Source organism: Luteococcus sediminum, assembly GCF_054783495.1.
In genome coordinates this window covers 20868-33724 of sequence record NZ_BAAGQL010000022.1, presented here as the reverse complement: position 1 = coordinate 33724, position 12857 = coordinate 20868, and the positions used below count along the sequence as shown (strand labels likewise).

Here is a 12857-nt window from a genome sequence, read left to right as displayed (position 1 = left end):
GTGGCCATCGTCGGTGGCGGCCTGGCCGGTTTCACCGTCGCGCAAGAACTGCGCAAGCTGGGCAGTGACGCGACGATCACGCTGGTTGACCCCCAAGGCCTGCCCTATGACCGCCCGCCGCTGAGCAAGGACTACCTGCGCGGCAGGGCGACGGCCGAACAGCTGGCCTTCGTCGAGCAGTCCTGGTTCGACCAGAACTCCGTCGAACTGGTCACCGGGCGCGTCACGGAGGTGGACCCGACGAACCTGGGCGTCGTGCTCGAGGACGGTTCGCGGATCGAGGCCGACGAGGTGGTGCTGGCGATCGGTGGCCTGCCCCGTCGCCTGCCCGTGCCGGGCGGTGACCTGGACGGCATCTGCCACCTGCAGACCCGGGCCGAGGCCGATGCCCTGCGCGCGGAGCTGGTCGAGGGGCGTCGCGTCGGCATCATCGGCGCCGGCCTGATCGGTTCCGAGGTGGCCTCCACCGCGGTCGAGGCGGGCTGCGAGGTCACCCTGGTGAGCTCCTCGCCGCTGCCCTGCATCCCCTTGTGGGGAAGGCCGCTGGCCGAGCGGCTGCACCAGATGCACGCCGATGCCGGGATCACGGTCCTCACCGGTGTCCCGCACGCCGTGGAGCGAACCGTGGACGACTTCCGCGTGGAGCTCTCCGGCGACCAGGTGCTCGAGGTGGAGACCTTGCTGGTCGCGATCGGCTCCGAGAACGAGGCGCCGCTGGCCGAGGCGGCCGGGGTGGCCGTCGACGGCGGCATCACGGTCGACGAGCGGCAGCAGACCTCCGTCCCGCACCTGTACGCGGTGGGTGACATCGCGCGCGTGGTGCGTGCCGACGGCTCCCTCGCGCCCGGCCACGGCCACTGGGAGTCGGCGATGCAGTCGGGCCAGCGCCTCGCGGCGGTGCTGGCCGGTGCGCCGGTGCCCGAGCCGGTGGCGCCGTGGATGTGGTCGGATCGTCACGGCGTGCACGCCGAGGCCGTCGGGAACCTGGCCGGCGGACAGCTGGTCTCGCGGGTGCTCGACGGGGTGGTGCAGGCCAGCTTCAACCTGGACATCACGGGCCGCATGGTGGGTGCTGCCTGCATCGACGGTGGCCAGACGGTGCGTGCCGCGCGCCGCATCATCGACCGCGGGATCGTCGTCGACGCCGAGCAGCTGGCCGATCCCTCGCTGCCGTTGAAGAAGTTGGCCAAGTAGCTTGTACTGGCCCGTCTGGGGGGGGTCGTCGGGCGGTTCAGGCGATGACCCCACCAGGCTTTCTGCACCAGGCGCAGAAGATCACCCCCGACCCCACCTTCTGTTTTGTCAGACCTGACGATTAGTGTTTGTGGTCCGGGCGACGGTGCTCGGAACCGCGCAGTCCCCCACCTGCGCGGCCTGACACAGGAGTAGAACCCGTGGTGAAGACCCTTTGGCGTCAGACGAGTGCGCTGGCCGCAGCCGTCCTGGCGCTCACCGCCGGCATGGGCGCGCAGCCGCCCAGGGCCCTGGCCGCAGAACGGACGGCCACGCTGGTCGGCAGCCTGCAGGACGAACTCGGCTGCGCCAAGGACTGGCAGCTCGACTGCGAGGCCACCGAACTGGAGCAGCAGCCGGGCAGCACCGTCCACCGCCGCATCCTGACGCTGCCCGAGGGCAGCCACGAGTACAAGATCGCCATCAACCACTCCTGGGACGAGTCCTATGGCGAGGGCGACGGCAATGCCAGGCTCGTGCTCGACGGCCCCGCCGAGGTGGAGGTGAGCTATGACGACCAGACCCACCAGGTTGGCCTGCGCCCCACGAAGCTGGCCGGCGCCGTCTCGGATGCCGACCGGGCACTGGCCAAGGACTCCCTGCGCGCGGCCACCACGAAGGAGAACTTCTACTTCCTGATGGCCGACCGCTTCGCCAACGGCAGCACCGCCAATGACACCGGCGGCATCTCCGGCGGTCGGATGGAGCATGGCTTCGACCCCACTGACAAGGGCTTCTACCACGGCGGCGACCTGAAGGGCGTCATCGGCAAGCTCGACTACATCAAGGGCCTGGGCACCACGGCCATCTGGCTGACGCCGTCCTTCAAGAACCGCCCGGTGCAGGGCGAGGGCGAGAATGCCTCGGCCGGCTACCACGGCTACTGGATCACCGACTTCACCCAGATCGACCCGCACCTGGGCACCAATGCCGACATGAAGGCGCTCATCGACCAGGCCCATGCCAAGGGGATGAAGGTCTACTTCGACATCATCACCAACCACACCGCCGACGTCATCGGCAACGAGCAGGGCAAGTACGAGTACGTGAGCAAGGCGACGGCCCCCTACAAGGACGCCTCCGGCACCGTCTTCGACGACGCCGAGTACGCCGGGCGCGCCGACTTCCCTGCGCTGGATGCCGCCACCAGCTTCCCGCTCACCCCGACGGTCGCCGAGGCCGACGAGGACCTGAAGGTCCCGGCGTGGCTCAACGACCCGACGATGTACCACAACCGCGGCGACTCGACCTATGCCGGCGAGTCGGCCACCTACGGCGACTTCTCGGGCCTGGACGACCTGTTCACCGAGCGCCCCGAGGTGGTCAAGGGCATGACCGACATCTACTCCACCTGGGCAGACTTCGGCATCGACGGCTTCCGCATCGACACCGTCAAGCACGTCAACACGCCCTTCTGGAGCGAGTTCTCGCCCGCCGTCATGAAGGCCGCCCAGCAGGCCGGCACCAAGGACTTCTTCATGTTCGGCGAGGTCTACGACTCCGACCCGAAGTTCACCAGCACCTACACCACGCAGGGCAGGCTGCCCGCCACCCTCGACTTCGGTTTCCAGGGTGCGGCCGTCAATGCCGTGCAGGGCAAGGCCACCACGGGTCTTCGTGACTTCTTCGCCAGCGACGACTGGTACACCGACACCGACTCGAATGCCTACCAGCTGCCCACCTTCCTGGGGAACCACGACATGGGCCGCATCGGCATGATGCTGGCCAAGGCCGGCTACTCCGGTGACGAGCTGCTGCGCCGCACCGAGCTGGCCAATTCCCTGATGTACCTGGTGCGCGGCAACCCGATCACCTACTACGGCGATGAGCAGGGCTTCATCGGCGCCGGCGGCGACAAGGACTCCCGCCAGGACATGTTCGCCTCGAGGACCGCGCAGTACCAGGCCGAGGAGCTGATCGGCGGCGGCACGATCGGCACCGGTGAGCACTTCTCCACCCAGGCCCCGCTCTACCGCCATATCAAGCAGCTCGCGACGCTGCGACAGGCCCATCCGGCACTGGTCGACGGCGCCCAGGTGCACCGCTTCGCCAGCTCCGGCGCCGGCATCTACGCCTTCAGCCGGATCGACCGCGCCACCGGCACCGAGTACGTCGTGGCCGTCAACAATGACTCGAAGCCGGCCTCGGCCAGCTTCCAGACCTACGGCAGCAATGTCGCCCACAAGCCCCTGCTGGGCACCAGCACCGTGCTGAAGTCGGGCCGCGACACCCGCGTCAGCGTCACGGTCCCGGCCCTGTCGGTGAGCGTCTGGAAGGCTGTCGAGCCCTTCGCCGGCCGCGACGCCGCCCCGGCCGTCCAGTTCAAGGCACCCACCGCCGGTGCCGTCGTCGGTGGCCGGACCGAGGTGGCCGCCTCGGTGCCCGAGAACACCTTCGCCCAGGTGAGCTTCGCCTGGCGTCCGGTCGGCACCCAGGACTTCCGCGCCCTGGGCACCGACGACAACGCCCCCTACCGGGTCTTCGCCGACACCTCCTCGCTGCCCAAGGGCCAGCTGGTGGAGTACCGCGCCGTCGTGAAGGACTCCTCGGGCAATGTCTCCGCCACCAGCACCTACGCGCAGGTGGGCACCCCGAAGAAGGCGGCCGACCCTGCCACCGGCGACGTCGGCCCCGTGACCCAGCCCGATGCCGTCTCGGTGCCGGGCAGCCACAACTCCGAGATGGGATGCTCCGAGGACTGGCAGCCTGCCTGTGAGCAGGCGCAGCTCACGCTCGACGCCAAGGACCAGGTGTGGAAGGGGACCTTCCAGGTGCCGGCCGCCGAGCACTCCTACAAGGCCGCGATCGACAAGGGCTGGGACGAGAACTACGGCGCCGGCGGTGCCGCAGGCGGCTCCAACCTCACCTACACCAGCCCCGGCACGGTCACCTTCTACTACGACCATGCCCGTCACTACGCCACCAGCGACGCCGAGGGCCCGATCATCACCGCGGCCGGTTCCTTCCAGGCCAAGCTCGGCTGCGCCGCCGACTGGTCCCCGGACTGCATGAGGCCGTGGCTCACCGATCCCGACGGCGACGGCACCTACACCTGGAGCTCGGCGGCCATCCCGACCGGCAACTACGACTTCAAGATCGCCCACGGCCTGTCGTGGGACGAGAACTACGGTGACGGCGGCGCCAAGGACGGCAACAACATCACCATGGCCGTGCCCGCCGACGGCACCGTCATGACGATCAGCTACGAGCTGGCGACGCACAAGACCACCGTCAGCGCCTCGAAGGCTGGTGCCGCCCCCGACCTGAAGGCCGCCAAGGCCATCTGGCTCGACCGCGACACCATCGCCTGGCCCGCCAGCTCCGTGCCCGCCGGCGTCGACCCGTCGACGCTCGACTGGCGCCTGCACTGGTCGCCCACCGGCGCCCTGGCCGTCGATGCCGAGACGCTCACCGGCGCCGACGCGCAGCAGGCCGAGCTGACCCTCGACCCGGCCGGCATCCCCGCCGAGCAGCTCGCGGCCCATCCCGAGCTGAAGGGCTACCTGGCCCTGCAGCTCGACCGTCGGGCCGTGCGCGAGGCCGGCAGGATCCTCACCGGGCAGGTGGCCGTCGCCCAGTACGACGACCTCGGCCAGGTGATGGATGCCACCGGGGTGCAGGTCCCCAAGGTGCTCGACGACCTGTACGCCGCCAAGGCCAAGGACAAGACGCTCGGCGCCACCTTCACCAGTGCCGGGATCAGCTTCCAGCTCTGGGCCCCCACCGCCCAGCAGGTGACCCTGCTGACCTGGCCGGCGGGTTCGCCCGACCAGGACGCGTCGAAGGCCACCCGCACCCGGATGACCAAGGATGCCTCGGGCACCTGGCAGGCCGTGACCAGCCGGAGCTTGGAGAACGTCCGCTACCTCTACGAGGTGAAGGTCTTCGCTCCGTCGGAGCAGAAGGTGGTCACCAACCTGGTGACCGATCCCTACTCGGTGGCGCTGACCCTGAACTCCACGCGCTCGGTGGCCGTCGACCTGTCCAGCAAGAAGTGGAAGCCGCAGCAGTGGACGAGCACGGCCTCGCCGAAGCTCGCCCAGAGCGTCGACTCGACCATCTACGAGCTGCACGTGCGCGACTTCTCGATCGGTGACCAGACGGTGCCGGCCGCCGACCGCGGCTCCTACAAGGCCTTCGCCAGCAGTGGCGATGGAACCAAGCACCTGCGCAGCCTCGCGAAGGCGGGCCTGAACACGGTGCACCTGCTGCCCACCTTCGACATCGCCACGATCGAGGAGGACGAGGCCAAGCAGGCCACGCCGCCCTGCGACCTGGACTCCTACCCGGCCGACTCGAAGGAGCAGCAGGCCTGCATCAAGAAGATCGCCGACGCCGACGGCTACAACTGGGGCTACGACCCGCTGCACTACCTGGCGCCGGAAGGCAGCTACGCCTCCACCGCCAGCGCGGCAGACGGCGGCCACCGCGTCGCCGAGTTCCGCACCATGGTGGGTGCCCTGCACGCCGACGGCTTGCGCGTGGTGCTCGACCAGGTCTACAACCACACCCCGGCGGCCGGGCAGGATGCCAAGAGCGTGCTCGACAAGGTGGTGCCCGGCTACTACCAGCGCCTGGACGCCAAGGGTGCGGTCCAGACCTCCACCTGCTGCCAGAACACCGCCACCGAGCACGCCATGATGGGCAAGCTGATGGTCGACTCCACCGTGCTGTGGGCCAAGGCCTACAAGGTCGACGGCTTCCGCTATGACCTGATGGGCCACCACTCGGTGCAGAACATGGCCGACGTCCGCGCCGCCCTCGACCGGCTGACGCTGGCCCGCGACGGGGTGGACGGCAAGGCCATCTACCTCTACGGCGAGGGCTGGAACTTCGGCGAGGTGGCCGACAATGCCCTGTTCACCCAGGCCAAGCAGGGCCAGCTGGGCGGGACCGACATCGGCACCTTCAACGACCGCCTGCGTGATGCCGTGCGCGGCGGTGGCCCCTTCGACGAGGACCCGCGCAAGCAGGGCTTCGGCTCCGGCGAGGCCACCGACCCCAATGGGGCTCCGATCAACGAGCAGGCCCCGGCGAGTCTGGCCCACGACACCGACCTGGTGGCGCTGGGCCTGGCAGGAAACCTGTCCGACTACGCACTGCGCACCAGCGAGGGCAAGGTCGTCAAGGGTTCCGAGGTGGACTACAACGGGGCCCCGGCCGGCTATGCCAGCCAGCCCGGTGAGGTCATCACCTATGTCGACGCGCACGACAACGAGACCCTGTGGGACTCGATCACCATGAAGATGCCGCCGACCACGTCGGTGGACGACCGGGTGCGGATGAACACCGTCAGCCTGTCGACCACGGCGCTGGCGCAGACGCCCTCCTTCTGGCACGCCGGTGCCGACCTGCTGCGCAGCAAGTCGCTGGACCGCAACTCCTACAACTCGGGTGACTGGTTCAACCGGCTCGACTGGACGGGCGCCGACAACGGCTTCGGCAAGGGCCTCCCGCCGGCTGCTGACAACGAGGCCAAGTACGGCTTCATGCAGCCCCTGCTCGCCGACGCGAAGAACAAGCCCAGCCAGACACAGGTGCAGCAGGCCTCGGCGCAGGCCGCCGACCTGTTGAAGCTGCGCTTCTCGACGCCGCTGTTCCGCCTGGGCTCGGCCGAGCAGGTCAAGGCCAAGGTCTCCTACCCGGTCCAGGGCACCGAGCAGATGCGTCAGGGCGTGCTGGTGCAGCGCATCGACGACACCGTCGGACGTGACGCCGACCCGGCGCTGAAGGGTCTTGTGGTGGTCTGGAACACCACGCCGAAGGCCGTCGTGCAGACGGTGCCGGGCGCGCAGGGCTACCAGTTGAGCCCGGTGCAGGCCAAGGGCAGCGACCCGGTGGTCAAGCAGGCGGCCTTCAATGCGAAGAGCTCCTCCTTCACCGTGCCGGCGCGCACCGTGGCGGTCTTCGTCCAGAAGTGACCCCTGACGGGCAGGGCCCGCGATCCATGCCACGAGGGGTACCCGTCATCGGGTGCCCCTCGTGGCCTTCCCGAACCGGCTGGCGCTACAGCTGATCCACAGGCTTTGCCAAGGACCCCTCAGCTTCGCTCACTTGAAATGAGCGATTCCATCACCCGGCAACACCCGGAATTGGCGTCGGAATCGCATTCCCACAAGGCATTTGGCCGACTGCCGGAAGCACGGGTGTTGGCCGGGTCGGACTTTTCGCTATTTGTGAGAATTTCTTAGAAACGTAGTGTCGGTCTCCGTCGCACCAGCGACAGCAACGGACACCGAAAGACCAACCCCACCGGGCGGGCTCTCCCACCCCAGGCCCCGCCAGCAAAGGAAGACCATGTCGAAGTTCCGCATCAGCACCAGCACCGCCGTCGCAGCCGTCGCCCTGGGAGGCGGCTCCCTGATGGCGACCGCTCCCTCCGCACAGGCCTTCGCGCCCAGCGGCAACGACGGCGGCAGCTCGCACAGCGCTTCGGCCAAGCCGGCCCCCGCTCAGCAGACCCGCACCGTCAAGGCCACCAAGGCACCCGACCGCTCCGGGCTCGTCTTCGGCAACCGCAGCGAGGCCATTCGCCAGCTGCAGGCCCAGCTCACCCGGGCTGGCTTCGAGGTTCCCCGCACGGGTTACTTCGGCACCATCACCCAGGGTGCCCTGGAGGACTTCCAGGCCTCCAAGGGCATCACCGTGACCGGCCGCGCGACCGCCCGCACCCTCGACGCCCTGGGTTCCAGCAGCGCCAGCACCGTGCGCGCCCTGGCCGCCACCAGCAGCGCCCGCAGCGTCACCTCCTCGGTGAACAGCTCGGCACCCAGCTCCTCCAGCGCCCAGGCCGCGGTCAACTTCGCCCACGCCCAGCTCGGCACCCCGTACTCCTACGGTGGCACCGGAAACGGCGGCTACGACTGCTCCGGCCTCACCCGGGCCGCCTGGCGCGCCGCGGGCGTGAGCATCCCGCGCACCAGCTACGCGCAGTGGGGTGGCCTGCAGAAGGTCTCCACCAGCAACCTGCAGCCCGGCGACCTGGTGATCTTCTACGGCGGCAGCCACATCGGCATCTACGTCGGCGACGGCGACGTCATCCACGCGCCCCGCCCCGGCAAGAGCGTCGAGAAGGTCTCGATGGGCACCATGCCCGTCTCGGGCGCCGTGCGTCCCGCCTGACCCGGCGCGGCCACACGGCCGACAACACACCATAGACCGGTTGTGGCCGGCTCCCTCGGGGGAGCCGGCCACAACCCCGTTCAGCAAGGTTCTAGGATCATGCCCATCCCAACCCGAGGAGCCCGGCATGACCACCTTCACCAGCCGCACCGGCGATGCCCTGCTGGTCGTCGACGTCCAGGTGGACGTGATGGCCCGGTGCTGGCAGCCGCACCGGGTCGTCGAGACCATCGCCGACCTGGTGGCCCGGGCCAGGATCGCCGGGACTCCGGTGGTCTGGGTGCGGCACCAGGAGAGCGGCCTCGACGCCGCCAGCCCGGGCTGGCAGGTCGTGCCCGAGCTGGTGCCCGCGCCAGCCACCTGTGGATCACCGGCGCCCAGAGCGACTCCTGCGTGCACAGCACAGCGATGGGCGCCCTGCACCGTGGCTACGACGTCACGCTGATCGAGGACGCGCACACCACCCGTGAAGGCTCCTACGAGCAGCTGCACTTCACCGCCGAACAGCTGGTGGCACTGGCCAACCGCCTGGTGTGGACCACGAACCTGCCCGAGGTCGACGCGCGCGTCTGCCGCGCCGCCGAGGTGGACTTCCGCCCCGCAGGCCGGATGGACGACGAGGACCGGATCGAGGCGCTGGAGGCCGATGAACAGGCCGAGCAGGACGCCGAGGACGTCCAGCTCGGCCTGGCCGACCCCGACGAGGACTGACCCCGCCGCAGGGTCACCTGTTCTGGCCCCCCTTGCGACGCTCGGCCAGCTTGGCGTACATCTCGTCGACCATCTCGCTGAAGCGCTTCTCCACCTCGCGACGCTTCACCTTCAGCGTCGGGGTGAGCAGGCCATTGTCCATGGTGAATTCGTCGAGCAGGACGCGCAGGTCGCGGATCTGCTCGTGACTGGGCAGCTTCGCGGTGAGGGCCTGCACGCGCTGGCGGACCTCCTCGACCACCTCGGAGTTCTCCATCAGCTCGGTCGGGCTGGTGTAGGTGATGCCGCGCTTTTCGGCGATCTCGGCCAGGTGCGGGGCCGATGGCTTCACCAGCAGGGTGAGGCAGGGCCGGTTGTCACCCAGGAGCACGGCGTGCTCGAACAGCGGATCGGCCAGCAGAAGTCCCTCGATGGGCTGCGGGGCGATGTTCTTGCCGTTGAGGGTGACGATGATGTCCTTCAGGCGGTCATTGATCACCAGATAGCCGTCATTGTCGACGTAGCCTCCGTCGCCGGTGTGCAGCCAGCCGTCCTCGTCAATGGTCTTGGCGGTGGCCTCCGGCTGGTTCCAGTAGCCCTTCATCATGTTGGGTCCGCGGAAGAGGATCTCACCGCCCTCGCCGATGCCGATCTCGCCGCCGTCCATCACGGGGCCGCAGGTGCCAAAACGAAAACCGGTCGGCTGGTTGAAGCTCACCAGCGGAGAGGCCTCGGTCAGGCCGTAGCCCTGCAGGATCAGCAGCCCGGCAGCCGAGAAGAACTCTTCCACCTGGATGCGCAGCGGCGCCCCGCCACAGGCCATGACGGTCTTGTTGCCACCCATCGCCTCGCGGATGCTGGACAGCACCAGCTTGTCGGCCAGCGGCAGCTGGGAACGCCAGTAGAGGTTGGGCTGCTTGCCCTTGCGGTGGGCGCGCTGGCACTGGCCGCCCACCCTCAGGGCCCAGTCGAAGATGCGCTTGCGCACAGGGTCGTCGGCCACCTTGGCGTGGGCGGTGGCGTAGACCTTCTCGTAGAGCTTGGGGACGCTGGCGATCAGGGTCGGCTTGGCCAGCACCAGCTGGTCGGCCACGTCCTTGGCATTGGGAACGCACGTCACCATCGCGCCACACTCCAGGTTCAGCATGGTGAAGGCGAACTCGAAGGCGTGCGAGAAGGGCAGGAAGGACAGCGAGTGGTCCTCGGGCGTGATCGGCAGGCCCTTGCGTAGCGCAGCGCTCTGGGCCATCACGGCCTTGTGCTCGAGCATCACACCCTTGGGATCGCCCGTGGTCCCGGAGGTGTAGATGATGCGGGCCAGGTCCTCGGGGCGGACGGCGGCGAAGCGGCGCTCCACCTCCTCGGTCAGCGCGTCGAGGTCGGCCCCCTCCAGCGCGTCGAAGTCGGCGAGGCTGCGCACCTGGTCCACCTCGGTCGCCTCGAAACTGACGATGCCGAGCAGGCTGGGCATCTGGTCGCGGGCCGAGTGGCAGCGCTCGGCCTCGGAGGGGCCGCCGACGAAGGCGAAGCTGGCGCCGGAGTCGTTGATGATGTGGCGGATCTGCTCGGGCGTGCTGGTGGCATAGATCGGGGTGGGGATGGCGCCGATGGTCATGCAGGCGAAGTCGACCTGCAGCCATTCGGGGCAGTTGTTGGCAAAAATCGCCACCCGGTCGCCTGCCTTGACCCCGGCATGGACCAGTGCGGCGGCGCTGCGGCGCACGGCGGCGTCGAGCTCGTCGAAGCTCTGCACCAGCCAGTGGTCGTCCTGGCGGATGCGGGTGGCGGGCCGCTGACCGTGCTCGGCGACGGTCGAGCGGAACATGTGGGCGAGATGCTCCATTGCGATCCTCCAGGAGGAGTGAAACCTACGGTTCCGTAGGAAGGACTTCTAGATTGTGGCACCTGATCACGACATTCACCACGCCAGCCACCACATTCCGCCACCGGCTGAGGGGCCCGCGAAGCCTCAGCTGCGTCGTCTGCGCTCCGCCAGTTCCCGGTAGGTCTCGGCCACCTCGGTTGCGAATTCCTTGCCCACAAGACGTCGCCGCACCTTCATGGTGGCGGTGACCAATCCGCTGGCCATCGTGATACGCCCATGGCTGAGCACGACGTCACGCACCTGCTCGTGGTGCGCCAGGTCCTGGGTCAGCACGGCCGCCCGCTCCCTGAGGTGCTCACGCACCCGTGGCTCGACGGCCAGCTGCTCCGGCGAGAGTCCCTCCAGGCCCAGCTCGACGGCGATCTGTTCCCAGCCCTGGGGGCTCGGCTGCAGGATCGCCACCAGGCAGGGCCGGGCGTCACCCACCACGACAGCCTGCTCGAAGAGCGGATCGGCCATCAGCGCCGCCTCCACTGCCTGCGGGGCGACGTTCTTGCCATTGGCGGTGACGATCAGGTCCTTCATCCGGTCGGTGATGGTGACGAAACCGTCGGGGTCCACGTAGCCGACGTCGCCGGTGTGGAGCCAGCCGTCGGCGTCGATGGCCTCGGCGGTGGCCTCGGGCTGGTTCCAGTAGCCCTTCATCACGCTGCCGCCGCGCACCAGCACCTCACCACCGGCACCGATGCCGAGCTCTCCACCCTTGATGCAGAAGCCGACGGTGCCCAGCTTGTAGTGATCGGGCCGGTAGATGGTCATCATCGGGCCCGCCTCGGTGAGGCCATAACCCTGCCCCAGCAGGATTCCCGCGGCGGAGAAGAACTCCTCCACCTCGCGGCGCAGCGGCGCCCCGCCACTGACCATCAGCTTCTTGTTTCCCCCGACGGCGCCGCGGATCTTCGACAGCACCAGCTTGTCGGCCAGCGGCAGCTGGGAGCGCCACCACAGGTGGGGCCGCTTGCCCTTGCGGTGTGCGCGCTGGCACTGTCCCCCGACGCGCAGGGCCCACCGCATGGTGCGTGCGGCCACCGGGCTGGAGGCCTGCTCCTTGGCGCCGGCCATGATCTTCTCGAAGAGCATCGGCACGCTCACCAGCAGGTTGGGGCGTGCCTTGGCCAGCAGATGGGCCACCTGCTTCGGGACGGTGCAGTAGGTGTTGAGGCAGCCAGAGCGGTAGACGTGGAAGGTCCACAGCCGCTCCAGGGAGTGCGCCAGCGGCAGGAAGCACAGCGACTGGTCGCCGGGGCGGAAGTCCCAGCAGTCGTCGATCGCCTCGGACTGCTGCCCGAAGCCGCCATGGGTGAGCATCACGCCCTTGCTGCGACCGGTGGTGCCCGAGGTGTAGACGATCGTCGCGATGTCGCTGGCCGAACCCTCGGCGGTGCGGGACTCCACCTCGGGCAGGAGCGACCGGTCGGCGCCGGCCATCACGCGCTCGAAGGAGTCCAGCCCGTCGATCTCGTCGAAGCCGACGACGGTGAAGGCCTCGGAGGCCCCGGCCAGTGCCCGTCCGAGCACCTCCGCCTCGCGCGCGCTGCCGACGAAGACGATCCGGGCGCCCGAGTCGTCGAGCACATGACGCACCTCGTGGGCGCTGGAGGCCGCAAAGATGGGCACGACGATGCCGCCGGCCGCCAGCGTCCCGAAGTCGGTGATCGACCACTCGGGACGGTTCGCGCTGAAGACCGCCACCCGCTCCCCCGGGTGCAGGCCCATGCCCACCAACGCGCAGGCCATCTGCTGGGTCTGGGCGTGGAAGTCGCGGTAGCTGGTGGTCCGCCAGCTGCCGTCGGGCGCCTCGGTGCGGTAGGCGGGCAGCTGGTCGAAGCGCTGGGCGGAGTCGACCAGCATCCTGGCCAGGTGGTAGCCCTCTCCTGGTGCTGCTGTGGCTGCTGGTGCGGTGGTGTTCTCGTCGATGGTCATGCGC

At 68.9% G+C, this 12857-nt stretch carries 5 protein-coding genes and 1 pseudogene; 4 read left to right on the top strand and 2 right to left on the bottom strand.

Annotation, left to right across the window (positions count from 1 at the left end; translation table 11 throughout):
* The 4 genes and pseudogenes from ACYVKA_RS12465 (at position 1) to ACYVKA_RS12450 (ending at position 9066) form a co-directional block, all read left to right on the top strand.
* Positions 1–1194 (top strand): NAD(P)/FAD-dependent oxidoreductase, encoded by a 1194-nt coding sequence (locus ACYVKA_RS12465; protein ID WP_460705840.1) that lies wholly within the window; start codon positions 1–3, stop codon positions 1192–1194.
* Between the two features lie 200 nt (positions 1195–1394).
* Entirely contained in the window at positions 1395–7154 is a 5760-nt protein-coding gene (gene pulA / locus ACYVKA_RS12460; RefSeq protein ID WP_460705838.1) for a pullulanase-type alpha-1,6-glucosidase, read from the top strand.
* Positions 7155–7530: 376 nt separating this feature from the next.
* Positions 7531–8355 (top strand): C40 family peptidase, encoded by an 825-nt coding sequence (locus tag ACYVKA_RS12455; protein ID WP_460705836.1) that lies wholly within the window; start codon positions 7531–7533, stop codon positions 8353–8355.
* A gap of 127 nt (positions 8356–8482) precedes the next feature.
* A pseudogene (locus ACYVKA_RS12450) lies at positions 8483–9066 on the top strand (isochorismatase family protein).
* Positions 9067–9079: 13 nt separating this feature from the next.
* Here ACYVKA_RS12450 and ACYVKA_RS12445 read toward each other — a convergent pair.
* Positions 9080–10888 carry an AMP-dependent synthetase/ligase gene (locus ACYVKA_RS12445; protein ID WP_460705834.1) on the bottom strand — a complete coding sequence of 603 codons (1809 nt, stop codon included), beginning with the start codon at positions 10886–10888 and terminating at the stop codon, positions 9080–9082.
* A 126-nt stretch (positions 10889–11014) separates the two neighbouring features.
* Positions 11015–12853 carry an AMP-dependent synthetase/ligase gene (locus ACYVKA_RS12440; protein ID WP_460705832.1) on the bottom strand — a complete coding sequence of 613 codons (1839 nt, stop codon included), beginning with the start codon at positions 12851–12853 and terminating at the stop codon, positions 11015–11017.
* Positions 12854–12857: the final 4 nt, after the last annotated feature.